This window comes from Bradyrhizobium sp. Ses1 (assembly GCF_059512365.1).
The window spans coordinates 19,790-44,957 of the sequence record NZ_JCAMOQ010000001.1 but is presented as its reverse complement, the minus strand read 5'-3'; the positions used below and the strand labels follow the sequence as shown (position 1 = coordinate 44,957).

Annotated in this window: 22 protein-coding genes; 17 read left to right on the top strand and 5 right to left on the bottom strand. The window is 63.7% G+C overall.

The features are described 5' to 3' along the window. Nucleotides 1-71: 71 nt before the first annotated feature. From AC5ZG5_RS00210 to AC5ZG5_RS00150, 13 genes are all read left to right on the top strand, one after another. Nucleotides 72-1,031, top strand: a complete 960-nt coding sequence (locus tag AC5ZG5_RS00210) for a TRAP transporter substrate-binding protein (RefSeq protein WP_456640642.1) — start codon at nucleotides 72-74, stop codon at nucleotides 1,029-1,031. An 85-nt stretch (nucleotides 1,032-1,116) separates the two neighbouring features. Next, a complete protein-coding gene (locus AC5ZG5_RS00205; protein ID WP_035689953.1) occupies nucleotides 1,117-3,132 on the top strand; it encodes a sensor histidine kinase in 2,016 nt (671 codons plus the stop codon). Further along, nucleotides 3,102-4,847: an ATP-binding response regulator gene (locus AC5ZG5_RS00200; protein ID WP_456640641.1), complete on the top strand. Its 1,746-nt coding sequence runs from the start codon at nucleotides 3,102-3,104 to the stop codon at nucleotides 4,845-4,847. Before AC5ZG5_RS00205 ends, AC5ZG5_RS00200 begins: the two co-directional genes overlap by 31 nt. Next, nucleotides 4,844-5,581 (top strand): response regulator, encoded by a 738-nt coding sequence (locus tag AC5ZG5_RS00195; RefSeq protein ID WP_130226664.1) that lies wholly within the window; start codon nucleotides 4,844-4,846, stop codon nucleotides 5,579-5,581. The genes AC5ZG5_RS00200 and AC5ZG5_RS00195 overlap by 4 nt, the downstream gene beginning before the upstream one ends. 260 nt (nucleotides 5,582-5,841) lie before the next feature. Further along, nucleotides 5,842-6,453, top strand: a complete 612-nt coding sequence (locus AC5ZG5_RS00190; protein ID WP_130226665.1) for a sigma-70 family RNA polymerase sigma factor — start codon at nucleotides 5,842-5,844, stop codon at nucleotides 6,451-6,453. 162 nt (nucleotides 6,454-6,615) lie between these two features. Continuing rightward, complete coding sequence (locus AC5ZG5_RS00185) at nucleotides 6,616-6,795, top strand: hypothetical protein (RefSeq protein ID WP_456640640.1); 180 nt, start codon at nucleotides 6,616-6,618, stop codon at nucleotides 6,793-6,795. A gap of 234 nt (nucleotides 6,796-7,029) precedes the next feature. Beyond that, entirely contained in the window at nucleotides 7,030-7,731 is a 702-nt protein-coding gene (locus tag AC5ZG5_RS00180) for a cytochrome c biogenesis CcdA family protein (RefSeq protein WP_028163405.1), read from the top strand. 11 nt (nucleotides 7,732-7,742) lie between these two features. Then, nucleotides 7,743-8,300 (top strand): thioredoxin family protein, encoded by a 558-nt coding sequence (locus AC5ZG5_RS00175; RefSeq protein ID WP_456641003.1) that lies wholly within the window; start codon nucleotides 7,743-7,745, stop codon nucleotides 8,298-8,300. A gap of 151 nt (nucleotides 8,301-8,451) precedes the next feature. Further along, nucleotides 8,452-9,858, top strand: coding sequence for a cytochrome ubiquinol oxidase subunit I (locus AC5ZG5_RS00170; RefSeq protein WP_456640639.1), 1,407 nt, complete (start codon nucleotides 8,452-8,454; stop codon nucleotides 9,856-9,858). Further along, nucleotides 9,855-10,865 carry a cytochrome d ubiquinol oxidase subunit II gene (gene cydB, locus AC5ZG5_RS00165; protein WP_456640638.1) on the top strand — a complete coding sequence of 337 codons (1,011 nt, stop codon included), beginning with the start codon at nucleotides 9,855-9,857 and terminating at the stop codon, nucleotides 10,863-10,865. Before AC5ZG5_RS00170 ends, cydB begins: the two co-directional genes overlap by 4 nt. Continuing rightward, nucleotides 10,865-10,993, top strand: a complete 129-nt coding sequence (locus AC5ZG5_RS00160) for a DUF2474 domain-containing protein (RefSeq protein ID WP_130226670.1) — start codon at nucleotides 10,865-10,867, stop codon at nucleotides 10,991-10,993. Before cydB ends, AC5ZG5_RS00160 begins: the two co-directional genes overlap by 1 nt. Nucleotides 10,994-11,152: 159 nt before the next feature. After that, nucleotides 11,153-11,746 (top strand): L,D-transpeptidase, encoded by a 594-nt coding sequence (locus AC5ZG5_RS00155; RefSeq protein ID WP_130226671.1) that lies wholly within the window; start codon nucleotides 11,153-11,155, stop codon nucleotides 11,744-11,746. Between the two features lie 52 nt (nucleotides 11,747-11,798). Further along, entirely contained in the window at nucleotides 11,799-12,839 is a 1,041-nt protein-coding gene (locus tag AC5ZG5_RS00150) for an amino acid ABC transporter substrate-binding protein (protein WP_456640637.1), read from the top strand. A 257-nt stretch (nucleotides 12,840-13,096) separates the two neighbouring features. Here the strand turns inward: AC5ZG5_RS00150 and AC5ZG5_RS00145 are convergent, their stop codons facing one another. Together AC5ZG5_RS00145 and AC5ZG5_RS00140 are read right to left on the bottom strand one after the other, a co-directional pair. Further along, nucleotides 13,097-14,236, bottom strand: a complete 1,140-nt coding sequence (locus AC5ZG5_RS00145; RefSeq protein WP_456640636.1) for an acyl-CoA dehydrogenase family protein — start codon at nucleotides 14,234-14,236, stop codon at nucleotides 13,097-13,099. Nucleotides 14,237-14,417: 181 nt separating this feature from the next. Next, nucleotides 14,418-15,602, bottom strand: a complete 1,185-nt coding sequence (locus AC5ZG5_RS00140; RefSeq protein ID WP_456640635.1) for an acyl-CoA dehydrogenase family protein — start codon at nucleotides 15,600-15,602, stop codon at nucleotides 14,418-14,420. A 151-nt stretch (nucleotides 15,603-15,753) separates the two neighbouring features. Between AC5ZG5_RS00140 and AC5ZG5_RS00135 the strand changes: the two genes are divergently transcribed. Together AC5ZG5_RS00135 and AC5ZG5_RS00130 are read left to right on the top strand one after the other, a co-directional pair. Continuing rightward, nucleotides 15,754-16,299, top strand: coding sequence for a carboxymuconolactone decarboxylase family protein (locus tag AC5ZG5_RS00135; RefSeq protein WP_456640634.1), 546 nt, complete (start codon nucleotides 15,754-15,756; stop codon nucleotides 16,297-16,299). A gap of 95 nt (nucleotides 16,300-16,394) precedes the next feature. Beyond that, the gene (locus tag AC5ZG5_RS00130) at nucleotides 16,395-16,901 is read left to right on the top strand and encodes a VOC family protein (RefSeq protein ID WP_456640633.1); all 507 of its coding nucleotides are present in this window, start codon (nucleotides 16,395-16,397) and stop codon (nucleotides 16,899-16,901) included. A gap of 117 nt (nucleotides 16,902-17,018) precedes the next feature. Here the strand turns inward: AC5ZG5_RS00130 and AC5ZG5_RS00125 are convergent, their stop codons facing one another. From AC5ZG5_RS00125 to AC5ZG5_RS00115, 3 genes are all read right to left on the bottom strand, one after another. Then, entirely contained in the window at nucleotides 17,019-18,242 is a 1,224-nt protein-coding gene (locus AC5ZG5_RS00125) for an MFS transporter (protein ID WP_456640632.1), read from the bottom strand. Nucleotides 18,243-18,481: 239 nt separating this feature from the next. Then, complete coding sequence (locus tag AC5ZG5_RS00120) at nucleotides 18,482-19,723, bottom strand: MFS transporter (RefSeq protein ID WP_456640631.1); 1,242 nt, start codon at nucleotides 19,721-19,723, stop codon at nucleotides 18,482-18,484. Nucleotides 19,724-20,066: 343 nt separating this feature from the next. Beyond that, nucleotides 20,067-21,692 carry a glycosyltransferase family 39 protein gene (locus tag AC5ZG5_RS00115; RefSeq protein ID WP_456640630.1) on the bottom strand — a complete coding sequence of 542 codons (1,626 nt, stop codon included), beginning with the start codon at nucleotides 21,690-21,692 and terminating at the stop codon, nucleotides 20,067-20,069. Between the two features lie 201 nt (nucleotides 21,693-21,893). On the opposite strand from AC5ZG5_RS00115, the gene lepA reads away from it, so the two are divergent. Both lepA and AC5ZG5_RS00105 read left to right on the top strand, forming a co-directional pair. Continuing rightward, a complete protein-coding gene (lepA, locus tag AC5ZG5_RS00110) occupies nucleotides 21,894-23,705 on the top strand; it encodes a translation elongation factor 4 (protein ID WP_028163392.1) in 1,812 nt (603 codons plus the stop codon). 199 nt (nucleotides 23,706-23,904) lie between these two features. Then, complete coding sequence (locus AC5ZG5_RS00105; protein WP_456640629.1) at nucleotides 23,905-25,077, top strand: acyl-CoA dehydrogenase family protein; 1,173 nt, start codon at nucleotides 23,905-23,907, stop codon at nucleotides 25,075-25,077. Nucleotides 25,078-25,168: the final 91 nt, after the last annotated feature.

Below are 25,168 nucleotides of genomic sequence, written 5' to 3'. Positions count from 1 at the left end.
TCTTCCTGCCACAGACCATATCACAAGGGGATTTGTAGCCTGTGTACCGCCGCGCCGGCCTTTCGCGGACCATGACGCTTGTTATCGCGCTGCTGCTGACGGCAGTCGCAACGGGTGCGGCTGCGCGCGAGTTTCGGGCGTCCGATACCCAGAGCGAGGACTATCCGACCGTCCAGGCGCTGCGTTACATGGGCAGCCTGGTGGAAGAGCGAAGCGGTGGCCGTCATCACGTGCGGGTGTTTCATTCGCGGCAGCTTGGCGAGGAAAAAGAAACGCTGGAGCAGACGCGGGCGGGTGCGATCGACATCAACCGCACCAATGTGGCGCTGATCGGCACCATGGTGCCCGCGGCCAACGTGCTGGCGATGCCCTTCCTGTTCCGCTCGGTCGAACATTTGCAGAAGGTGCTGGATGGCCCCATCGGCAACGAGATCCTTAACTCATTCGAGGCCTACGGATTCGTCGGCTTGGCCTTCTATGATTCAGGCGCGCGCTCGATCTACAACAGCGCTCGTCCGATCCGTTCGCTCGACGACTTCAAGGGCCTGCGGATTCGGGTCCAGCAGTCGCAGCAGATGTCGGACATGATCCGCGCGCTCGGCGCCGAACCGATCGAACTGCCCTACGGTCAGGTGAAGACCGGACTTGCCACCGGATTGATCGACGGCGCCGAGAACAACTGGCCGTCTTTCATCACCGCCGATCACTACAAGTTCGCAGGCTTCTATACGCTGACAGAACATACGATGAGCCCGGAAGTGCTGGTGATGTCGCAAAAGGCGTGGGCGAGCCTGTCGGTCGAAGACCAGGCGCTTTTCCGCGAAGCCGCGAAGCGCTCCAGCACCTTCATGCGCGAGAAGTGGAAGGACCTCGACGAGCGCTCGCGCCAGCGCGCGGAAGCCGCGGGCGTGAAGATCGTCAGCGATTTCGATCGCGGGCCGTTCGAGGCGGCGATGGCAGGGCTTTATGCCAAAGCGCAGCGCGACCGCGCGATCGCGTCATTGATCGCGCGCATCCGCAAGGTGGAGTGAAGCAAGCTTGGCAACACCCGCACAGGATGGAGCAGTGGGACGGCAGGCGAGCCTCGCCGCGCGCGGCCGCGTGCAGATCGTCCAGATGCTGCGGGCGGTGCCGATCCGCTGGCGCATCCTGTCGATCGCGCTGTTGAACTCGGCGGTCGTGGTGGTGCTGGCGGCGTTGATCTGGAACGGCGCCACCGTGCTTCGCTCGGCGTGGGAGGATGTCCGGCAGGTCCGGGAGTCCGACAAGATCCTGGCCAAGCTCGAGACCGAGACCAGCCGGCTGCAGAACCTGATCCACCGCTACATCAACCAGCCGAGCCCGGAGCTTTTCGCCGAGATCCTGCTGCTCCGCGAAGCCGTGCTCGGCACGCTGACCACGCGCGCCGCCACCGATCCGATGCTGTCGGGGTCGGTGGAGCAGCTCGAGCGCGTCACCAGCCGCTTCCTGGACGGCTTCGGCGAATTGCGCGCCGTGCAGGCAAAGATCACCAAGACCTATGAGGAGCAGGTGCTCGGGCCGGCCAAGGACATGGCCGGTCTCTACTCCATCATCGAAGGCGCCACCGGCCATCGCGACGCGCTGATCTGGCCATCGCTCGGCAAATCCCGCGAGGCTTTCACCGCGATGCTGGTGGCGGCGAACGCCTATTATCTGTCGCTCTCGAGCGCATCCGCCGAAGAGGCCCGCCGCAACACCGAGACGATCGAGAAGACGATCCCGGTCATGATCGACCTCGCCGACAACGACCTGCAGCGCCTGGCGCTGGCGCGGCTCAACAAGCGAACCGAAGCGCTGCGCGAGGGATTGGGCAAGTTGACCGAGCAGCTCGCCAGCCGCACCGAGCTGCTCCGCAACACCATCGACGCCAGCCAGGCCGACGCCATCGGCGTCATCGACGATCTCTCGATCAACATGCGCCAGCGCGAGCAGAAGGCGCAGGAGACCTTCGACCGGACGCTGTCGGACATTTCGCGCCGCGTGCTCTCGATCGCGGTGATCTTCCTCGGCATCATCGTTTCCGCGGGCGTCCTGATCGCGCTCTCGATCCGCCTGCCGCTGCAGCAGATCATGGCCTCGATGCACGCCATCACGTCGGGCAGTTACGATCGCCACGTGCTGGGCACCGATGCCAAGGACGAGGTCGGCGCGATGGCGCGCGCGGTGGAAGTGTTCCGCGAGAACGCGATCGCCAAGCGCCAGGCCGAGGACGAATTGCGCGCCGCCAAGGAACGGGCGGAGAGCGCGCTACTCGAACTCAATACGGCGCAGCAGAACCTGATCGATGCCGAGCGGCTGGCGGCGCTCGGCGGTCTTGTCGCCGGTGTCGCCCATGAGGTGAACAACCCTATCGGCATCAGCCTGACGGTGGCCTCGAGCTTCGCGCGCCGCACCGAGATATTCGAGCACGAGCTGAAATCGGACCAGCTCCGCCGCTCCAAGCTCGACGAATTCGTGAAAAGCTCGCGCGATGCCGCGCAGCAGCTCGTCGCCAACCTGCAGCGTGCGGGCGAACTGATCCAGTCATTCAAGCAGGTGGCGGTCGACCGCTCACATGCCGAGCGCCGCCAGTTTTCCTTGAGCGAAGCGACCGACCAGATTGTCGCCAGCTTGCGGCCGGTGCTGAAGAAAGCCGCGATCGCCCTCACCGTCGACGTGCCGGAAGGCCTGATGATCGACGGCTATCCCGGATCCTACGGACAAATTTTAACTAATCTTTTCCTTAACGCCGTCAATCATGCGTTCGCCGACCGGCGATCGGGGACGATCACGATTTCAGCGCGGGCCCGCGGCAGCGACGACATCGAGATCATCTTCGCCGACAACGGCGCCGGCATGACGCCGGACGTGCAGCGCCAGGCGTTCGATCCATTCTTCACCACGCGGCGCAACGAAGGCGGCACCGGGCTGGGCTTGCATATTGTCTATAATCTTGTCACCCAGCAGCTCGGCGGTCGCATGGTGCTGGAGTCAAGGGTGGGACAAGGCACCACTTTTCGCATTATCATGCCGAGAATCGCCAAGGGGCAGCCTACGGGCGAGCCCACGATCGCGGACCAAGCCAATGACGGAACTGCTCAATGGCCGAACAGGACGATGTCCTCCACCTGATCGACGACACCGGGCTCGCACCGGAAGATTCGTCCGCACGCAAATGGAAAGTGGCAGTCATCGACGACGATGCTGCAGTGCATGAAGGGACCCGCTTCGCGCTGTCTGACTACAGCCTGAACGGGGCCACCCTGGAAATCCTGTCGGCCTATTCTGCGGCGGAAGGTCGCAAGCTGATGCGGGAGCATCCGGACATCGCCGCCGTGCTGCTCGACGTCATCATGGAGACCGACGTCGCAGGGCTCGAGCTCGTCGAATATATCCGCAACGAGATCAAGAACGAGACCGTCCGCATCATCCTGCGCACCGGACAGCCGGGACAGGCGCCGGAGCGGCGCGTGATCGTCCAATACGACATCAACGACTACAAGGCCAAGACCGAGCTCACCGCCGACAAGCTGTTCACCTCGTTGACGGCGGCGCTGCGCAGCTATCAGCAGCTCGAGCGCATGGTGCAGACAAGGCGCGGGCTCGAGATCATCATCGACGCCGCCTCCACGCTCTACGACTTCAAATCGATGCAGCGGCTTGCCGAGGGCGTGCTGACCCAGCTCGCCTCGCTGCTCAATGTCGAGTGCGCCGGCATCCTGGTGCTGCGCGATGACGGCGCCGGCAGCGAATTGTCGGTGCTGGCAGGCTCCGGCTGCTACAGCCGTTTCATCGGCACCACCAGCTCGAAGTCGCTCGACCCTGATCTGCGCGACATGGTGGAAGCCGCCTTCCAGCGTCGCAAGAACGAATTCGCCGACCACCGCAGCGTGCTCTATTTGCGCACCGGCAGCGGCCGCGAAGTCGTGGTGCTCCTGCAGGCGGAGCGCCAGCTCTCCGACACCGACCGTGCGCTGGTCGAGATCTTCAGTAGCCGCCTCTCGATCGCGTTCGACAACGTGATCCTGTACCAGCAGCTTCATGAGGCCAACACGCAGCTCGAGGACCGCGTCGCCCAGCGCACCCGCGCGCTGATGCAGGCCAACCGCCGGCTTTCGGCGCAATGGCTGAGATTGCAGCGTGCCAACGGCTTCAAGAACGAGATCCTGGGCACGGTTGCCCATGACCTCAAGAACCCGCTCGGGGTGATCCTCGGCCGCACCGAGATGCTGACCGAATTGATCGGCGCCGGCTCGCCAAAGGAGGCGGTCGCGACCCAGGTCGAGCACATCAGGGATGCCACCAAGCGCCTGACGTCGATGGTCGATCATCTGATCTCGGATGCGATGGCCGACGCCTTCGACATCACCATCCGCCGCGAACCGGTCGATGTCGCGGCTCTTATCAACGAGGTCGCTGAAGCGAACCTGCCGCTGGCAGTCAACAAGCAGCAGAGCATCTCGGTCTCCGCACCGCCGAATTTCGTGACCATGTGCGATGCCGACCGCATTCGCGAGGCAATCGACAATCTGGTCAGCAATGCCATCAAATACTCACCAATCGGCGGCAAGATCACGGTGATCGTCACCCATGAGGGCGACAACACGGTGATCCGGATCGCCGACGAGGGCGCCGGCCTCTCGCCGGAGGATTTGGGTCGCCTGTTCGGCAGGTTCCAGCGGCTGTCAGCCAAGCCGACAGCAGGGGAGAGTTCGACCGGGTTAGGACTTTCGATCGTCAAGCGCATCATCGACATGCATGGCGGCCATGTAACGGCACAGAGCCCCGGGCCCGGACAAGGCTCGATCTTTACGGTTACATTGCCTGCTACAGCAGAGACATCATGACCCAGAGCCCGCACATCATCATTGTCGATGACGAGGCACCGGCCCGCGAAATGGTCGGTGATTATCTCAAGATGCACGGCTTTGGCGTGACGCTGTGCGACGGCGGAAAGAGCCTGCGCAGCGTGATCGAGACCAACCATCCCGACCTCGTGGTGCTCGATCTCAACATGCCCGAGGAAGACGGGCTGTCGATCATCCGCGATCTCAAGAGCCGGATGAATGTGCCGGTCATCATGCTGACGGCGACCGCGAGTCCGATCGACCGCGTGGTCGGGCTTGAGCTCGGGGCCGACGATTACGTGGCAAAACCCTGCGAGCTGCGCGAATTGATGGCGCGGATCCGCTCGGTCCTGCGGCGGAGCACGCCGGCCAAAGCGGCAGCGCCAGAGGCGACGGCCGCCAAGACCGAGAAGGAACAATTGGTCCGCTTCGGCACCAAATGGCTCGACCTGCAGGCGCAGGCGCTGCGCGACGACGAGGGGAACGAGCATCCGCTGACGGCATCCGAATTCGGGCTGTTGAAGGTGTTCGCGGCCAATCCGAAACGGGTGCTGTCGCGCGAGCGGCTGCTCGAACTGGCCAATGCGCGCGACGCCGAAGCCTTCGACCGCGCCGTCGACCTCCGGATCATGCGCATCCGCCGCAAGATCGAAATCGATCCGACCAAGCCCGCGGTCATCCGCACCATCCGCGGCGGCGGCTATCTGTTCTCACCGAGCGGCGAAAAGGCCTGATCTTCACCGCCCGCCCAATGCTGGGGGCGGGAGAACGTATCAACGAGCCGTTCGGTTTCGCCCTATCCGCAACCTCCCTGCCATTTTCCTCGCATTGAAATTACTAGCATTTTTGCCCCGAATGTTTCGTCGCCCGCGCCCCGACGAAACAATTCTCCTACGGATGAAACCATTTTCCGCTTTTCGCGCAGACATCCCGAAACCGTGGCTCATTAACAATTCTCCCAACGAAAGCCGCCAAGGCGAACTGGGAGCCTGTCATGTCGAACGTCGTCGCCATCAACGCTGCAGCCAACGATCATATCGCCGCTGCACGCCAGACATCCGACGAAATGCTGCTCGGCAAGATCGCCATAGGCGACCGGACAGCCATGCACGTGCTCTATTCCCGCCACAACGTCCGAGTCTACCGTTTTGTCCTGCGCATGGTCCGCGACACCACGGTGGCGGAAGATCTCGTGAGCCAGGTGTTCCTGGACGTCTGGCGCACCGCCGACCAGTTCGAAGGCCGCTCGCAGGTTTCCACCTGGCTGTTGTCGATCGCCCGCTTCAAGGCGTTGACCGCGCTGCGCCAGCGCCGGCACGAGGATATCGAGCAGGAAGAAGTGCTCGAGATCGTCGACGACGCCGACACGCCGGAAGCCGCGCTCGACCGCGCCTCGACCAGCGAGATCCTGCGCGCCTGCGTCGCGAAGCTGTCGCCGGCGCATCGCGAGATCATCAACCTCGTCTATTATCACGAGAAGTCAGTGGAAGAGGCCGGTGCGATCATCGGCATTCCCCAGAGCACGGTGAAGACCCGCATGTTCTATGCCCGCAAGCAGCTCGCCGAATTGCTGAGGTGCGCCGGCGTGGAAAGCCTCGCGGCGTGAAGGAGCGATCCGGAAGGTCGTAAGGAAGGCCGGAAATTGTACGGATCGTCTTCGGAGCCAGAAGGCGGCCACGAAACAATTGAAACAATCGACGACATCACCCGGAAAAGCTCAGCCTGTATACGTTAACCATCGAACGCAACGCCAACGCCAGGAGACGACATGCTGAAGCCGTCCTTCCGCTTCTTAATCATTCCGCTCGGCGCAGTGGCTACGCTTGCAACGCTGTCGAGCCAGAATGTCGCCCCGCGCGCGCAGCGCGATGGCGGTGCAACGCCAGTGCGCGAGCAGGTTATCGATTGCAGCACCAAGAGCGCCGCGGAAGTCTGCGAGATCAGATAGCGAGTTCTTACATCTTCAAGTTCTAACCTCCCAAGACGACCTCCAACGACCCGGCCGGGATGCCCCCCAGCCGGGTCGCTCTGCCTTTGTGGCTCGTACAATCACCGTGGAAGCCTCACACAGACGTGACCACATCCGAATAAGGCAGACGTAACGTCTGATCTTGTCTTCGCGAACAACATCACACTGCCGGCTCAGGCATTGGGCGTGGCCGGACTGTGACGGACGATCGTGATGTTGAATCTTGTTCTGGCGCTGCTCGCGGGTGTCGTCACCGTCGCGGCGCCTTGCACCCTGCCGATGCTGCCGATCCTGCTTGGGGCATCGATAGGCCAGACCAGCAAGGCGCGGCCGGCGATGATCGCGCTCGGCTTTGTGATGTCGTTCTCGATGGTGGCGTTGCTGCTGAGCGCGATCACCCGCGCCTTCGATTTCGATCCCAACGTGCTGCGAACCGGCGCCGCGATCCTGTTGCTCGGCTTCGGGCTATTGATGATCTGGCCCGCGCCATTCGAATGGCTGGCGATCCGGATTTCCGGGCTCACCGCGGGCGGTTCGCCGGGCAATGCAACACCATCGCAAAGCCTGATCGGCGGCTTCGTGCTCGGCACGACACTCGGGCTGGTATGGACGCCCTGCGCCGGGCCCGTGCTGGGCTCGATCCTGACCATTGTCGCGACGTCGAAAGATACCGGCTGGGCCAGCTTGCAGCTTGTCGTCTACGCCGTCGGGGCGGCGCTTCCGATGCTCGCCATCGCCTACGGCGGTCAGGCCGTCACGACCCGCATCCGCAGCATTGCGCGGATCGCGCCGCGACTGCAGCAGGGCTTTGGCGTCGTCATCATCGCGTTCGCGGCCCTCTCCTACTTCCAATACGACACGCTGATCGTGGCGTGGCTGACCAGCTTCTATCCCAACGGCCAGATCGGCCTTTGACCTCAAAGGAAATCACCATGATCCTGCGTTCACTTATATCCGCGCTGATCGGCACCGTTTGCCTGACCGGCATCACCGCTCCCCATATCGCTCGTGCGCAGGAGCCCGCGGCGAGGGTCACGGCGGCGCAACAGAGCGCGCCAAATTTTGCCGGCATCACCAAATGGTTCAATTCGCAGCCGCTCGACATCGCTGACCTGCGCGGCAAAGTCGTGCTGGTCGACTTCTGGACCTATGGCTGCGTGAACTGCGTCAACACGCTGCCCCACGTCGTTGCGCTCGACGCCAAGTACAGGAATCGAGGTCTCGTCGTGATTGGCGTCCATACGCCGGAATTTCCGTTCGAACGCTCAGCGTCCAACGTCCGGGCCGCGCTGAAACGGCACGGCATCACCTATCCGGTGGCGCAGGACAATGAGTCGCAGACCTGGAATGCCTACCGCAACCAGTATTGGCCCGCGCAGTACATCATCGACCAGAATGGACATATCGTATTCCATCACGACGGCGAGGGACAGTACGAGCAGATTGACCGCACCGTCGCCCGGCTGCTCAACGCCAACAGTTGAGCGCTTCTGCGACAACCAAAGTACTATCGTCAAACCCGGCGCGCCAAGGTCCGCGCCGGGTCGCTCCCTCTGCCTTGGTCATATTGACATGTTTTCACTACGATCGGACGCGTGATAACCTCACCTCGTAATTCACGATGGGTAGCGTGTCATGTTCGAAGGCTGGGATGCGGTTGCGCTCGCCCGGGCGCAGTTTGCTTTCACGATGTCGTTTCACATCATATTCCCGGCTTTCTCGATCGGGCTCGCCAGCTACCTTGCGGTGCTCGAAGCGCTCTGGCTCTGGACCGGGCGCGAGGTCTTCATCAATCTGTTTCACTACTGGCTGAAGATCTTCGCGGTCGCATTCGGCATGGGCGTGGTGTCGGGCATCGTGATGTCCTACCAGTTCGGCACCAACTGGTCGGCCTTCTCCGACAAGACCGGGCCCGTCATCGGACCGCTGATGGCCTATGAGGTGCTGACCGCGTTTTTCCTTGAAGCAGGCTTCCTCGGCGTGATGCTGTTCGGATTGAACCGCGTCGGTCCCAGGCTGCACTTTCTCGCAACCTTGATGGTCGCGATCGGCACGCTGATCTCGGCATTCTGGATCCTCTCGTCCAATTCCTGGATGCAGACGCCGACCGGCTACGCCATCAATGCGAACGGCCAGTTCGTGGCGGCCGACTGGCTCAAGGTGATCTTCAACCCGTCCTTTCCCTATCGCCTCGTGCACATGGTGCTCGCGGCCTATCTGACCACCGCGCTCGTGGTCGGCGCGGTCGGCGCTTATCATCTGCTGCGCGACCAGCATCTCGCCGGCCCGCGCGTGATGTTCTCGATGGCGATGTGGATGGCGACTTTCGTGGCGCCAATCCAGATCCTGGCCGGGGACCAGCACGGGCTGAACACGCTGGAGCATCAGCCCGTGAAGATCATGGCGATGGAAGGCCACTACCAGAGCCACAAGGACGGCGCGCCGCTGATCCTGTTCGGATGGCCCAACCAGACGGCCGGCCGGGTCGACTTCGCCGTCGAGATCCCCAAGCTCGGATCGGTGATCCTGAAGCATTCGCCGACCGCGCCGATGGACGGGCTCGACACCGTGCCGCGCGAAAACTGGCCGCCGGTACCGATCACCTTCTGGTCGTTCCGCATCATGGTCGGGCTCGGCTTCCTGATGATGGGGCTCGGCCTGCTCAGCGCGTGGATGCGCTGGCGCGGTCAGCTCTATTCCTCGCGATTCCTGCACGGCTTCGCAATGCTGATGGGGCCGGCGGGCTTCATCGCGGTGCTGGCGGGCTGGATCACCACCGAGACCGGGCGGCAGCCATTCACGGTCTATGGCCTGCTGCGGACGGCCGACTCCGCTTCGCCGCTCGCTGCGCCTGCGGTCGGCTCCTCGCTGCTCGCTTTCGTCATCGTCTATTTCGCGGTGTTCACGGCGGGCGTGATCTATCTGCTGCGGCTGATGGCGGCGCCGCCGCATCCCGGCGAAGCGGGACCGCCGCGTGACGTTCCCGCCCGCGCCGCCGGCATCACCCCGGCCGCCGCCGCGGCAACAGAGGTCGCGTCATGAGTGTCACGGTCGACCTTGCCACGGTCTGGGCCTTCATCATCGCCTTCGCGGTGTTCGTCTACATCGTCATGGACGGCTTCGATCTCGGCCTTGGCATCCTGTTTCCGCTGTTTCCAAGGAAGGCGGATCGCGACGTCATCATGAACAGCGTGGCGCCGGTCTGGGACGGCAACGAGACCTGGCTGGTGCTCGGCGGCGGCGGGCTGATGGCGGCGTTCCCACTCGCCTATGCCGTGCTGATGCCGGCGCTCTATACGCCCGTTATCGCGATGCTGGTCGGCTTGATCTTCCGCGGGGTCGCCTTCGAATTCCGCTGGCGCACGCAAAGGGAACGCAACCGCTGGGACAGCGCCTTTTTCGGCGGGTCACTGGTCGCGGCGCTGGCCCAGGGCGTTGCGCTCGGCGCCATCCTGCAGGGTGTGCATGTCGAGGCCCGCCAATATGCCGGCGGCTGGTGGGACTGGCTGACGCCGTTCAGCGTGCTGACCGGCATATCGGTGTTGGTGGGTTACGCGCTGTTGGGCGCGACCTGGCTGGTGATGAAGACCGAGGGCGCGCTGCGCGACAAGGCCTATCAATTGAGTTGGGTGTTACTGTTCGCGATGCTCGGTGCGATCGTCGCCGTCAGCCTCGCAACCCCGTTCCTCAGCGTGCAATATACCCAGCGCTGGTTCACCTGGCCGAACATCATCCTGACCGCGCCGGTGCCGCTCGCGGTGGCGGCCGTCACCGCGCTGCTATTGCGCAGCCTTGCGAACAAATATGACTACCAGCCGTTCTTCCTGACGCTGGCGTTGTTCTTGCTGTCCTATGCCGGCCTCGGCATCAGCATGTATCCCTATATCGTGCCGCAGAGCATCACGATCTGGGAAGCGGCCTCGCCTGCCAACAGCCAGATATTCATGTTGGTCGGCGTCGCGATCCTGATTCCGCTGATCCTCGCCTACACGGGTTGGGCATATTGGGTGTTTCGCGGCAAGGTGCGGCCCGGCAGCGGGTATCACTGATGCCGCACGAGGAGAATCCACGCCCGCTCGCGAAGCGCCTGATGTGGTTCGCCGCGCTTTGGCTCAGCGGCGTCGGCACCGTGGCGTTGATTTCGTTCGGCCTGCGGCTCTGGATCGCACCACAATAAGACCGCTGCACTACAGGGTCATGACGGAAATCGCAGGTATTCCAGCGAGCTATCTCCTCCGCCCCAAACTTGCCATCAAGCTGCCACTGAGATTTGATGCTTCCTGATTTGGGTGGAGCATCAATGCATTTGGCCGCGGGCCAACGAGGAGACCTTTGTATGACGAAACTTCGTCAACTCATCTGGATGGTCATTGCGGCAGGCGGCCTGATGCTTTCGGCCTCGCAAAGCCAGGCCCAGGCGCCCGATGTCGGCGATCAGCCAGGCCTTGTCCCCGACGATAATGTCGAGCTCGATCCGGAGTGGCGCAAGCAGGTGGTCTACTACCGCACCAACGAGGCACCGGGAACCATCATCATTTCGACCAAGGAGCGTCATCTCTACCTGATCCAGGGCAACGGCCGCGCGATCCGTTACGGTATCGGCGTCGGCCGTGAAGGCTTCCAGTGGCAGGGTCTCCTGAACATCACCCGTAAAGCGGAATGGCCGGACTGGACGCCGCCGCCGGAAATGATCGCACGCCAACCCTACCTGCCGCGCTTCATGGCCGGCGGCCCGGGCAACCCGCTCGGCGCTCGCGCGATGTATCTCGGCACCACCGTCTACCGCATCCACGGCACCAACCAGCCCAACACCATCGGCACCGCGATCTCCTCCGGCTGCTTCCGGCTGGTCAACGCCGACGTCGCCGATCTCTATGATCGCGTCCCGGTCGGCACCAAGGTCATCGTCCGGCAGAAGCCCGAACTGTAACTGCCCGCCCGCTTTTCCCTTCCTGACACCTACACCTGGTGAGAAATAAATAATGAAGCGCACATTTCGAGGCGGCCTGCTGATCGGGCTCGCGGTTGCGGTGCTGGTCGGCGCCGCCGCCATCGCCTATGAGCGATACGACACCAAGACTTTGAAGCGCACCGTCCTCCGCGGCGAGGTGCTGTGTGGTGTCAACAAGGGCCTGCCGGGCTTCTCGATCCCCGACGAGAAGGGCAATTGGACCGGCTTTGACGTCGATTTCTGCCGCGCGGTGGCGGCCGCGATCTTCGACGATCCGTCCAAGGCGAAATTCGTCCCGCTCGATGCCAGCGAGCGCTTCAAGGAGTTGCAGAGCCGGAAGGTGGACATCCTCTCGCGCAACTCGACCTGGAGCATGTCGCGCGAGACCAATTACGACCTCTATTTCCCCGCCGTCGCCTATTATGACGGCGAAGGCTTCATGCTGCCGCGCTCGCGCAACATCGACTCCGCACTCGACTTGAACGGCAGCAAGGTCTGCGTGCAGGGGGAGACCACCACGCAGCTCAACCTCGCCGACTATTTCCGTCTCAACAATATGAAATTTACGGAGATGAAGTTCGGAAAGCTCGAGGATGTCGTCAAAGCCTATGACAGCGGGCAGTGCGACACCATCACCGCCGATGCCTCGCAGCTCTATGCGCTCAGGCTCAACCTCTCCAAGCCCAACGATCACGTCATCCTGCCCGACATCATCTCCAAGGAGCCGCTCGCGCCCGTGGTGCGGCTGCGCGACGACGACTGGATGATGATCGTGAAATGGACGCTGTATGCGATGATCAACGCCGAGGAGCTCGGCATCACGTCGAAGAACATCGATGAGGCGCTGAAATCGAAGAAGCCCGAGGTGATGCGGCTGGTCGGCACCGAAGGCTCCTATGGCGAGGACCTCGGCCTGACCAAGGACTGGGCGGTGCGCATCATCCGCCACGTCGGCAATTACGGCGAGATCTACGACCGCAATGTCGGCAGCGAGTCGAAACTGAAGATCCCGCGCGGCCTCAACCAGCTCTGGAACGCCGGCGGCATCCAATACGCGCCTCCGATCCGGTAAAGGTCTCGCACGCCGTCATTGCGAGCTTCCGAACCGCATCGACGTCTCGCGCTTCCCTTCTCCCCTTGTGGGAGAAGGTGGCGCGAAGCGCCGGATGAGGGGTTGCCTCCGCGAACGTCGGCGTGCGTCGAGAGAGACCCCTCACCCAAGCGTATCAGTTGCTGACGGCGGAGCAGCCCTCTCCCACAAGGGGCGAGGGCACATCAACGCGCACCGAAGCATTGGCTCCCACCCTCATTGCAATGAGGGTAACTCCATCAATACCCCTTCGCCCTCGCCAACTGATCGGCGTGGAAATTGCTGTCGCCGAACAATTCCTGGCAGACGCGGGCGCGCTTCATGAAGAAGCCGATGTCGAACTGATCGGTCATGCCCATGCCGCCATGCATCTGCACGCCTTCCTGCACCGCGAGCGTTGCCGTGGTGCCAGCGCGCGCTTTTGCAACTGCGACCGCGCTGCCGGCATTGGCGGCATCGGCATCGAGCGCCTGCAACGCCTTCAGCACCGCGGCGCGCGTGATCTCGATATCGATATAGAGCTGGGCGGCCCGGTGCTGCAGCGCCTGGAATTCGCCGATCGGCTTGCCGAACTGCTTCCGCTCCTTCAGATAAGCGACGGTGCGGCCGAACACCTCTTCGCTCAGGCCGACCATTTCCGACGCGACCGCGCCGCGGCCGATATTGAGCACGCCTTCGAGCAGCGGATAACCCTGATCAACCTCCCCTAATACGCTGTCGGCGTTGACCTCGACATTATCGAACACAATGCGCGCAGCGTTGTGCGAGTCCACCATGATGGTGCGCTCGGTCGCAATTCCCTTTGCCTTGGGATCGACCAGGAACAGCGTCACCCCGTTGCTCTCCCCGGCGCTGCCGGCCGTGCGGGCCGCGACGATCAACAGACCCGCGGTGTGGCCGTCGACGACCAGCGCCTTGTCGCCATTCAGCTTGAAGCCGTTGCCGCTGCGTACCGCCTGTATGCTGGTCTGCAGCGGGCGATGCTTGGCGCCCTCGTCGACCGCGAGCGCGGCCAGCAGCGAGCCGTCGGAGATCTTGGGCAGATGCTGCGCTTTCTGCGCCTCGCTGCCGCCGCGCGACAGCGCCGAGGCGGCGAGGACGGACGTAGCAAGGAACGGCGACGGCATCAGCGTGCGTCCGATCTCCTCCATCACAATCCCGGCCTCGACCGCGCCGAGCCCGCTGCCGCCGAATTGTTCTGATACCAACAGGCCGGAGAAGCCCATCTCGGCAAAGGTCTTCCAGAGCTCGCGCGAGAAGCCGGTTTCGTCCTTGCTGTCGCGCAATTGGCGCAAATGCGAGACCGGCGCCTTGTCGCTGATAAGGCCGCGCGCGCTGTCGCGCAGCATAGATTGTTCTTCGGTGAGGATGAGGGCCATAGACTGAATCCGAAAACCTGAGACGATGAATGTTTCCGTTGCACTCCTCCCCCTGCAAGGGGGAGGTTGGGTGGGGGTCTGCCGCTTGCTCCGTGTCTGTGGCTGACCCTCACCCGTCGCGCTCTGGCGCGCAAGTGCGCTGCCGAGCGCGCCGACCTCTCCCTTTCAGGGAGAGGTGAAGTTAAGCTCCCGGCAGGTCGAGGATGCGCTTGGCGACGATGCCGAGCATCACCTCCGACGTGCCGCCTTCGATCGAATTGGCCTTGGTGCGCAGCCAGGCGCGCGGCCGCGCGCCGCCTCGGGAGCGCTCGCTTTCCCATTCCAGCGCGTCGATGCCGCCGGCCGACATCAGGATCTCGTAGCGGCGCTTGTTGAGCTCGGTGCCGTAATATTTCATCGCCGAGGAAAATGCCGGATGCGCCTGCCCCGCTTTGGCGAGATCAACCGCGCGCTCGGCGGCCGCAGCGAGTGCTGCTTCATCGACTTCGAAGCTCGCAATCTGGCTGCGCAGCACCGCGTCGTCCAGCCGTCCCTGCGCGTCGGCACCGATGGAATCAGCCGCGATCTGGCCGAGCGGACGGCCGACGCCGCGCTCGCCCATCCCCGAGATCATCGCGCGCTCGTGCTGCAGCAGATATTTTGCAACGTCCCAGCCGCGGTTGATGGTGCCGACAACATGCGACTTCGGCACCCGCACATTGTCGAAGAAGGTCTCGCAGAACGGCGAATAGCCTGAGATCAACAGGATCGGCTTGGTCGACACGCCCTTCGAGGTCATGTCGAACAGGATGAAGCTGATGCCGTCATGCTTCTTCGCAGCGGGATCGGTGCGCACCAGGCAGAAGATCCAATCCGCATAGTTGGCATAGGACGTCCAGATCTTCTGGCCGTTGATGATGAAATCATCGCCGTCGCTCTCGGCCCGCGTCTGCAGCGAAGCGAGGTCGGAGCCGGCGTTCGGCTCGGAATAGCCCTGGCACCAGCGGATCAGGCCGGCCGTGATCTTCGGCAGATGCTCTCTCTTCTGCTCCTCCGTGCCGTATTTGAGGAGCGCCGGCCCGAGCATGGAGATGCCGAACGAGGTCAGTGGCTGCCGCGCGCCGATCGCCGTCATCTCCTGGCGCAGGATCTTGGCTTCCTCACCATCGAGTCCGCCGCCGCCATAGTCCTTCGGCCAATGCGGCACCGTCCAGCCCTTGTCGCGCATCCGCTCGAACCAGACCCGCTGCGGCTCGGAGGAGAACTTTGCATTACGGCCGCCCCAGAACGTGTCACCGTCCGAGGTCATGGGCTTGCGCATCTCCGGCGGGCAGTTCTGCTCCAGCCAGGCGCGGGTTTCGCTGCGGAATTTCTCAAGATCGGCCATGGCGCGTTTCCATCTGACGAATTGTTGAAACGACCTTAGCCGCCGGACCGTGGAATTCAATATCTCCCTGCGCCTGGCGCCGGTGGCCGCGAGGCCGGAACGGGTGTATTCGCTTGCTGGCCTAACGATTGAAAAACAAGAGGAAACGGACATGAGGCTGAAGCTGCTTTCGCCTGGCGAAATGAACGAGGCGCAAAAACAGACCTATGACGAGGCGATCGCCGGCAAGCGCGGCTCCGCGCCGGCGCCGATGATGGCCTGGCTCAACAGCCCGGAAATGGCGCGGCACGGCGCGCGGCTCGGCGAAATGCTGCGCTTCAACACGATGTTTCCGCCAAAACTTTCGGAGATCGCGATCCTCGTCACCGCGCGCCACTTCACCGCGCATTACGAATGGTGGGCACACAAACGCCTCGCGCTGAAGGGCGGCCTCGACCCGAACATCATCGATGCCATCCGCGACCGCCGCACGCCGGAATTCGACGACCCCAAGGCGAGGATGATCTACGACGTGGCGAAATCGCTGCACGAAGGCCATGGACTGTCGCAGGCGCTGTATGACCAAGCCGTCGAGACGCTCAGCGTGCGTGGCGTGGTCGAGATCATCGGGCTCTGCGGCTACTACACGATGGTGTCGATGACGCTGAACACGTTCGAATTCGGCTTGCCCGACGGCGAGGTGTCGGAGCTGGCGTGAGCCAGGAGCGCCGCCGGAAACACAGGGTTTCCGGACAGGCCGGTTCCGTGCGGTTCGGATCATCGCTACATACTTGTTTTAACCGGAGCAGCACCATGGCGCAAAATCCTCCCATCATCGCCGGCACACGGATCGGGCATGTGCACCTGAAGGTCGCCGATCTCGATCGCGCGCTCGGCTTCTATTGCGGCGTACTCGGCTTCGAGCTGCAGCAGCGCATGGGCTCCGGTGCCGCGTTCATTTCGGCGGGCGGCTACCATCACCACATCGGGCTGAACACCTGGGAGAGCAAAGGCGGACACCCGCCGCCATCAGGCACCACCGCCCTGTACCACACCGCGATCCTCTACCCCACCCGCCCTGCGCTCGCGGACGCGCTCCACCGCGTGCTCAGCGCTGGTATCGCACTCGACGGCGCCAGCGACCATGGCGTCAGCGAGGCACTGTACCTGCGCGACCCCGACGAGAACGGCGTCGAGCTCTACTGGGACCGACCCCAAGAGCAATGGCCGCGCACGCCGGACGGCAAGCTTGCGATGTTCACCAAGCGGCTCGATCTCGAGGATTTGCTGCGGCAACGGGAATCTAACCCCTCATGGTGAGGAGGCGCGCAGCGCCGTCTCGAACCATGAGGCCCCTATGTCGCCCGTGGCCCATCCTTCGAGACGCGGCCTGAAGGCCGCTCCTCAGGATGAGGTCGGCGTGCGTGGTGCGTGTAGCTACGCATTGGCGCGTCCCCGCAGCATGATCAGCACGGCCGCGATGAGTTCGAGCACGATGCAGCCGTAGAACGGCAGCGTGTAGCTGCCCGACACATCGCGCAGCAGGCCGACCACGCCTGGACCGAACGCATAGGTGATCTGGTTGATGGCGGTGACCAGGCTCACCAATACGCCGAACGAGCGCGGGTCGAATTCGCGCTGCACGATCAGGGCCGGCAGCGTGATCAGATTGCCGACCGAAAAGCCGAATACGGCACAGGCCGCAATCAGCGCCCAATCGCTGCGCAGGTTGATGATGACGAGGAGCGCCACGGACTGGCTGACGAAGGACAGCGCCGACGCCAAGCGCTGATTGAGCCGGTCGATCACGAAGGAGAAACTCACGCGCCCGACCACCGCCATCGCGGTCAGCAGCGCCATCGCCGCCGCCGCGCGCTCGCGGCCGATCACCTGATCCAGGAATGAGATCAGGTGCACGATGAAGCCGACCTGGGCGAACAGCACCAGGGCGAATGCAATCGAGACCGAGAGGAAACCGAGATCGCGAAGCGCACGGGCGCGGATCTGCGTCGGTGACGGCCCTCCCGCAGCAGACAATGCCACCGCCCCGATATGCGCCGGCGGCCGGCCGACGAAGACCAGGATCACCGGCACCATCAGCGCGACCATCGCGATCGCCGCCGCCGTCATCGCGCCGGAGAAACCGAAATAGCCGATGCCGGCGATCAGCAGCGGAACGCCGACGATGCCGCCAAAGCTCGCGCCGTTCAGCGCCAGGCTGATGGCCATGCCGCGCTTCTTGTCGAACCACAGGCCGAGCGTGTTGGTGATCATGCCAAGGCTGGTGCCGGCCCAGCCGAAGGCGAGCACAGCGTCGGCAAGATAGAGCTGCCAGGGCTCGCGCACCTGCCCGATCGCGACCGCCGCCGCAGCCATCGCGATCGTTCCCGCGACCAGGCAGCTCCGCGGACCGAACGCCTTGATCGCTTCGGCGACGAAGACGACCAGACCCGCACCCGCGAGATAGAAGAACGTGGTGCCGGAGGAAATCAGCGACGCCGGCCAGCCATGCAGACGCTGCAGCTCGGCAACGTAGACGCTCTGACCGTAAAAGCCGAGGCCCCAGCCGAACGTCGCGAGCAGAAAGCAGACCAGCACGATGCGCCAGCCGTCGTAGCGGAGCGCGGCCTCGTCGGTGCTGGTGTGAGTTGATGCGTCCACGATTCTTGCTTGTCGTTTGTCCGTTAGCCGTCATGCCCGGGCTTGACCCGGGCATCCACGTTCTTCCTGGCCGCCAAGGACGTGGATGGCCGGGACAAGCCCGGCCATGACGAACACTATTAGCAGGGTCTACAAGATCATCATTTCGACCACGACCGAACTGTCAGCAGTTGTCAGCAGGTCCCGGTCTTGAGCATGGTCTGTTCGGAAAACCGGCGTCCACTTTTCCGGATCATGCTCTAAAGACTCGGTTCCGGAAACTCGTCGACGGTACGCAATTTCGCCCGCCGCTTCGCGAACGAGACGATCCACAGCACGACAAGCCCCAGCGCCACCGGCGGGAACACGACGAGGTTGACCGCCGACCAGCCGTAATTGGCGAGCAATTGGCCTGACGAGAACGAGCCGATCGCCATCGTCCCGAACACCAGGAAATCGTTGAACGCCTGCACCTTGTTGCGCTCCTGCGGCCGGTGCGTCTCCAGCACCAGCGCGGAGGCGCCGACAAAGCCGAAATTCCAGCCGACGCCGAGCACGATCAAGGTCGCCCAGAAGTGCAGCGCGGTCAGGCCGGAGAGCCCGATCGCCGCCGCAAGCGCCTCCAGGAGCAGGCCGAGAGCGACGATGCGCGATGCGCCGAAGCGCGCGATCAGCGAGCCCGTAAAGAAGCTTGGGCCATACATCGCGATGATGTGCCACTGGATCGCGAAATTGGAATCACTGACGGAAAGGCCGCACATCTTCATGGCGAGCGGCGCCGACGTCATCACCAGGTTCATCATGGGATAGGCGATGATGCCGCACAGCGCGGCGGCGATGAACCGCGGCTGCCGCGCGATCTCGAGCAGCGGCCGACCGCCATGCAGGTCGACCGCGGCGGGTTTTGGCGCGTCGACGCCGACCAGCACCGCCATCGCAACCAGGGCAACGAACGCCTGCATCAGGAAGCTGAAGGCGAAGAGATAAGGCGGCCAGATGTCCATGGTCCATTGCACGAGCTGCGGACCGAGCACACCGGCGAATACGCCGCCCGCCATCACCCAGGACACCGCCTTCGGCCGGAACGCGGCGCTGGCACCGTCGGCGGCGGCGAAGCGATAGGATTGCGCCACCGCGCCATAGAGCCCGCCGAGAAAGGTCGCCAGGCAGAACAGCCAGAATGCGCCGCGCAGGATCGCGAAGGCGCCGAGCGCGCCGGTCAGCGCGCCGCAGCCGGTGCCGATGATGAACGCCGTGCGGCGGCCATAGGCGCGCGAGATCGCACCGGTCGGCAGCGTGCCGGCGGCAAGCCCCAGCACATACATCGACAGCGGCACGGTCGCGAGCGAAACGTCGGGCGCCAGTGTCGCGCCGACGATCGAGCCGGTCGCGAAGATGACGGCCGAATTGGCGCCGGTCAGCGCCTGCGCCGCAGCCAGCCGCAGCACATTGGCGCGCGCCCGCGCGTCGTCGGCGATCTCATCGCTGGATATGGCACTCATCGACGTTCCCATTCCAAGGCACCCGGCCGGGAACCTCGCTGTTGCAAATGCACTATGGAGAGAGGACGCCGGCCGATCAACCAGCGCAAATGGACACTCGCCATGCGGGTGGAGGAGGCGTTGTGTGTCTCACATTACGACTACGCTTCGTGCACCGTTGTCGTCCCGTCGAAGGACGGGGCGACACTGTCATTCCGGGGCGATGCGAAGCATCGAGCCCGGAATCCATTTTGCCGCCGACGCAAGTAGCTGAATGGATTCCGGGCTCGTCCTTCGGACGCCCCGGAATGACGGCGGTGTTTGTGGCTGACGCGAATGGTGGGTTACGCTGCGCTAACCCACGTCACGATTTCGGGCGATCCGGCACCGGCGGCGCGATGTAGACCTTCCAGCTCACGGAGGGGCCGGGGTGGCCGTTGACGAAGCGGCGCGTGGTCATGATCAGGCGCTCGGCGTGCGGCGCGTTCTTGTCGATCCAGCTCTCGAACGCAGGCAGGCGTCCGTCATTGGGGTCGAACACGCCGATGAAGCCGAGGCGCTTGGCTTCCGCTTCGCTGGTGAGGCCCGCGCCCCAGACCTCGCCCGGCGTGAACGGCGCTGGATGATCAGGGCTGTAGAACACCAGCGGCATGATCACCTCCGTGGTGCCCGCCACCACGGCCCAGCGCGAGGCGGCTTTGCGGTGCCAGGCCTCCGTGAGCTCGCGCGCAAGCTCGGCGCGCGCGCCGTATTTCGCGACGCTGTTCGGATCGGCGGCAAGCTCGCGCTCGGCAATGGTCGGCGACGCGAACAGCATGGCGATACTGATCACGAGCCAGATCGCGCTGATCCGAAACAGCGCCATCCTGGGGATCCGCAGCCAGGGGATCGCGACCAGCGCGAGCGGCGTCAGGAAGAACAGCGAGATGCCCCAGTCGGTCTTGATATAGATCTCGAAGAACAGCGCGCCGAGCGGCGGTCCGATCGCGACGATGATCTGGATGATCCAGACGTTCAGCGCCTGCGAGAGATTGACGCCGGGATTCGGCCCCAGCGACCAGTTGCGCGTGAACAAGGTCGACGGCCGCCGCACCAGCGCGCCCCACCCAAGCGCCAGCGCCGCCAGCACGATACAGGCGGCGAGCAATCCGATATTGTGGGCGATATAGCCCTTCACGAGAAACAGACTGACCGCGCGATTGTCGATGCTGTAGACATCCCCGGCATAGGTCAATGGCGCAAAATGGGTCTCGCTCAGCCAGACGATATGCGGAATCATCGCCACAATCATCGTTGCGATCGCAACCCACGGCGCCGGCGAAGCCAGGAAGCGAAGGCGCTCGGGATGGATCAGCGCCGCAAGCCCGATGGCGCCGATCATGGTCAGCACCCAATATTTGGTCATCAGCGCCAGCGCGCCGGCAAGGCCAAGCCAGACGCCCGAAATGACGGTGCGCTTCTCGAACGCGTAGAGATAGGCCAGCACGACCGGCGGCAGGGTTGCAAGCTGCAACAGGTCGGCGTTGTACTTGTAGCCCTTGAAGTTGAAGATCGGATAGAGCGCGAGCGTCACCACGACGAAGAAGGCGCGGCGGCGGTCGACGACACGCAGCGCGATCAGCCAGCAGACGATAAGGCTCACGGCGATGACCGCCATCGCCAGCGCATATGTCGCCCAATCCGTCACCGGAAAGATGCGGAACCAGAGGCCGGCGACCCAGCCGGACAGCGGCGGATGCTTGCCATAGCCGAGCTGGAATTTCTGGCCCCAGGCAAAGGCCTCCGCGACGTCCATATGGATGTCCTGCGCGGACTTCAGATTGACCAGGATCAGCGTCCACAGCACGGCATGGGCGAGCGCAAAGCCGGTGACGAACCATAATCCGGTGACGGGATCGGTTGCGCGCGCCACCAGCCACGCCGCCAGGCGGGAGATAGAGAACTTCCGTTTTGCGCGCGCCGCCGCGGGCAGGATTGATGCAGTCGCCATGGGCCCTGCCTAGCCTGTTTTACGGGCGAATGAAATCAGCTTGGCGTGACTATGGGAGACCGGCGCCGCAAGTTTCCCCGCCGCTGCCGTTTGCCGCAGCGACCCACAATCGGCAGAAACACCCGCCAAGACCAACCAAAACCGGCTCAAAATTCCGCAATGTGGTTGCCGCTTCGGGGTGCGAATGCTATCTCGCGCCCCATGACGACCGCCCCTATTCCGAACATCCGCAACTTCTCCATTGTCGCCCATATCGACCATGGCAAATCGACGCTGGCCGACCGCCTGATCCAGATGACCGGCGGCCTGTCGGATCGCGAGATGGCGGGCAAGGAACAGGTGCTCGATTCCATGGACATCGAGCGCGAGCGCGGCATCACCATCAAGGCACAGACGGTGCGGCTGAAATACCGCGCCAAGGACGGCAAGGATTACATCTTCAACCTGATGGACACGCCCGGCCATGTCGACTTCGCCTACGAAGTCTCGCGGTCGCTGGCGGCCTGCGAAGGTTCCCTGCTGGTGGTCGACGCCAGCCAGGGCGTCGAGGCGCAGACGCTCGCCAATGTCTACCAGGCGCTCGACAACAACCACGAGATCGTGCCGGTCCTGAACAAGGTCGACCTGCCCGCGGCCGAGCCGGAGAAGGTCAAGCAGCAGATCGAGGACGTGATCGGCATCGACGCTTCCGACGCCGTAATGATCTCGGCCAAGACGGGTCTTGGCGTGCCTGACGTGCTGGAGGCGATCGTCACCCGCCTGCCGCCCCCGAAGGGCGACAAGGACGCCACCTTGAAGGCGCTCTTGGTCGATAGCTGGTACGACGTCTATCTCGGCGTGGTCGTCCTGATCCGCGTCGTCGACGGCGTGATGAAGAAGGGCAGCCGCATCCGCATGATGGGCACGGGCGCAGCCTACGACATCGAGCGCGTCGGCTTCTTCACGCCGAAGATGCAGCAGGTGGACGAACTTGGTCCCGGCGAGATCGGCTTCATCACTGCGGCGATCAAGGAAGTCGCCGACACCCGCGTCGGCGACACCATCACTGACGACAAGAAGCCGGTGTCGGAAATGCTGCCGGGCTTCAAGCCGGCGATCCCGGTGGTGTTCTGCGGCCTGTTCCCTGTTGACGCCGACGATTTCGAAACCCTGCGCGCGGCGATGGGCAAGCTCCGCCTCAACGATGCCAGCTTCTCGTTCGAGATGGAGACCTCGGCCGCGCTGGGCTTCGGCTTCCGCTGCGGCTTCCTCGGGCTGTTGCACCTGGAGATCATCCAGGAGCGGCTGTCGCGCGAGTTCGATCTCAATTTGATCGCGACCGCACCGAGCGTCATCTACAAGATGAAGCTCACCGACGGCAGCGAGATCGAGATCCACAACCCGGTCGACATGCCGGACGTGGTCAAGATCGCCGAGATCGACGAGCCCTGGATCGAGGCCACGATCCTCACGCCGGACGAATATCTCGGCAGTGTGCTGAAGCTGTGCCAGGACCGGCGCGGCTCGCAGAAGGAGCTGACCTATGTCGGCTCCCGCGCGATGGTGAAATACGATTTGCCGCTCAACGAAGTGGTGTTCGATTTCTACGACCGCCTTAAATCGGTCTCCAAGGGCTATGCCTCGTTCGACTATCATCTGACCGACTACAAGCCGGCCGATCTCGTCAAAATGCAGATCCTGGTCAATGGCGAGCCGGTGGACGCGCTGTCGATGCTGGTGCACCGCACCCGCGCCGAGGGCCGCGGCCGCGCCATGGTCGAGAAGATGAAGGAACTGATCCCGCCGCACATGTTCCAGATCCCGATCCAGGCGGCGATCGGCGGCAAGGTGATCGCCCGCGAAACCGTCCGCGCGCTGCGCAAGGACGTCACCGCCAAGTGCTACGGCGGCGACATCACGCGTAAGCGAAAACTTCTGGAGAAGCAGAAGGAAGGCAAAAAGAAGATGCGGCAGTTCGGCAAGGTCGACATCCCGCAGGAAGCTTTCATTGCCGCGCTGAAGGTGGATAGCTGAGGCGCTGTCATTCCGGGGCTCGCGAAGCGAGAACCCGGAATCCATCGGGCCACAGGCACGGGCGGAGAAATGGATTCCGGGCTCGCGCTACGCGCGCCCCGGAATGACGGCGGCGAGTGCCTCGACTAGCTTGCCCTCCCCCCACAGATAAGCCACCATCGCGTTCCCGCTCAACAAAACAACAACAGCGAGGAAACGCATGAGCAAGCCAGAAGGGTTCGATCTTGCCGGGAAGGCGCGTGCGCTGGCGCCGTTGATCACACAAGATGCCGACGAGATCGAGCGGACGCGGCGGCTGACGGGAGCGGTGACGGCGGCGCTGGTCGACAACGGGCTGTACCGGGCGCTGCTGCCGAAACGCTTCGGCGGCAGCGAGGCGACGCTGGAGGCGTTCATGCAGATGCAGGAGGAGGTCGCCAAGGCCGATGCCTCCACTGCCTGGTGCCTCGGCCAATGCAGCGTCTGCGCGATGACCGCGGCCTATCTCGACCCTGATGCGGCGAACGAGATTTTCAACGTCGCGCCGGGCATTCTGGCCTGGGGCGCGATCGCGCATGAGGTGAAGGCGGTGCCGGGCGGCTATCTCGCCAATGCGCGCTGGGATTTCGCGAGCGGATCGCGGCAGGCGAGCTGGCTGGGCGCGCATGTGCGCGTGGTCGAACAGGACGGCTCGCCCCGCAAGAAAGCGGACGGCTCGATGGAAATCCGCACCATCCTGTTTCCGGCGGCGAGCGCCACCATGCACGACGTCTGGGACGTGATCGGGCTGAAGGGCACCGGCACCGATTCCTATTCGGTGGAGAATCTGTTCATCCCCGAGAAGTTCGCGGCGCTGCGCGACGATCCTTCCGCCTTGCGCGAAGGGGGCCCGCTGTACAAGCTTTCCACCAACATGGTGTTCGGCATGGGCTTTGCCGCGACCGCGCTCGGCGTGGCACGCGCCACGCTCGATGCGGCGATCGAGCTTTCGCGCGGCAAGACGCCGCAAGGGTTGAAGGCGATGCGCGAGAACAATGCGGTGCAGGGTTTGATCGGCCGCACCGAGGCAAGCCTGCGCGCTGCGCGTGCCTATCTCTATACGACTGCTGCGGACGTCTGGCGCGATCTGGAACGCGGCGTTTCCCTGACCGAAGGCCATCGCGTGGCGCTGCGCGTCGCCTCGACCTGGACCATCCACCAATCGGCATCCGTGGTCGATACCGCCTATCACATGGCCGGCGCCACGGCGGTGTTCGCCGCCAACAAGTTCGAGCGCCGCTTCCGTGACATGCACGCGATCGCGCAGCAGATCCAGGCCCGCGACGTCAATTACGAGGACGCCGGCCGCGCGATCCTCTCAGGCAATCTCGCGGGATCGCCAACGACGCGGTGAGCAATTCGTCATTGCGAGCGAAGCAAAGCAATCCATGTCTCAGCGCGTGGCGCTATGGATTGCTTCGCTTCGCTGGTAATGAGGAGTTGAG

Coding starts and splice junctions, on each gene's coding strand:
- AC5ZG5_RS00210 (WP_456640642.1), top strand. CDS start 72: ATGACGCTTGTTATCGCGCTGCTGCTGACGGCAGTCGCAACGGGTGCG.
- AC5ZG5_RS00205 (WP_035689953.1), top strand. CDS start 1,117: ATGCTGCGGGCGGTGCCGATCCGCTGGCGCATCCTGTCGATCGCGCTG.
- AC5ZG5_RS00200 (WP_456640641.1), top strand. CDS start 3,102: ATGGCCGAACAGGACGATGTCCTCCACCTGATCGACGACACCGGGCTC.
- AC5ZG5_RS00195 (WP_130226664.1), top strand. CDS start 4,844: ATGACCCAGAGCCCGCACATCATCATTGTCGATGACGAGGCACCGGCC.
- AC5ZG5_RS00190 (WP_130226665.1), top strand. CDS start 5,842: ATGTCGAACGTCGTCGCCATCAACGCTGCAGCCAACGATCATATCGCC.
- AC5ZG5_RS00185 (WP_456640640.1), top strand. CDS start 6,616: ATGCTGAAGCCGTCCTTCCGCTTCTTAATCATTCCGCTCGGCGCAGTG.
- AC5ZG5_RS00180 (WP_028163405.1), top strand. CDS start 7,030: ATGTTGAATCTTGTTCTGGCGCTGCTCGCGGGTGTCGTCACCGTCGCG.
- AC5ZG5_RS00170 (WP_456640639.1), top strand. CDS start 8,452: ATGTTCGAAGGCTGGGATGCGGTTGCGCTCGCCCGGGCGCAGTTTGCT.
- cydB (WP_456640638.1), top strand. CDS start 9,855: ATGAGTGTCACGGTCGACCTTGCCACGGTCTGGGCCTTCATCATCGCC.
- AC5ZG5_RS00160 (WP_130226670.1), top strand. CDS start 10,865: ATGCCGCACGAGGAGAATCCACGCCCGCTCGCGAAGCGCCTGATGTGG.
- AC5ZG5_RS00155 (WP_130226671.1), top strand. CDS start 11,153: ATGACGAAACTTCGTCAACTCATCTGGATGGTCATTGCGGCAGGCGGC.
- AC5ZG5_RS00150 (WP_456640637.1), top strand. CDS start 11,799: ATGAAGCGCACATTTCGAGGCGGCCTGCTGATCGGGCTCGCGGTTGCG.
- AC5ZG5_RS00145 (WP_456640636.1), bottom strand. CDS start 14,236: ATGGCCCTCATCCTCACCGAAGAACAATCTATGCTGCGCGACAGCGCG.
- AC5ZG5_RS00140 (WP_456640635.1), bottom strand. CDS start 15,602: ATGGCCGATCTTGAGAAATTCCGCAGCGAAACCCGCGCCTGGCTGGAG.
- AC5ZG5_RS00135 (WP_456640634.1), top strand. CDS start 15,754: ATGAGGCTGAAGCTGCTTTCGCCTGGCGAAATGAACGAGGCGCAAAAA.
- AC5ZG5_RS00130 (WP_456640633.1), top strand. CDS start 16,395: ATGGCGCAAAATCCTCCCATCATCGCCGGCACACGGATCGGGCATGTG.
- AC5ZG5_RS00120 (WP_456640631.1), bottom strand. CDS start 19,723: ATGAGTGCCATATCCAGCGATGAGATCGCCGACGACGCGCGGGCGCGC.
- AC5ZG5_RS00115 (WP_456640630.1), bottom strand. CDS start 21,692: ATGGCGACTGCATCAATCCTGCCCGCGGCGGCGCGCGCAAAACGGAAG.
- lepA (WP_028163392.1), top strand. CDS start 21,894: ATGACGACCGCCCCTATTCCGAACATCCGCAACTTCTCCATTGTCGCC.
- AC5ZG5_RS00105 (WP_456640629.1), top strand. CDS start 23,905: ATGAGCAAGCCAGAAGGGTTCGATCTTGCCGGGAAGGCGCGTGCGCTG.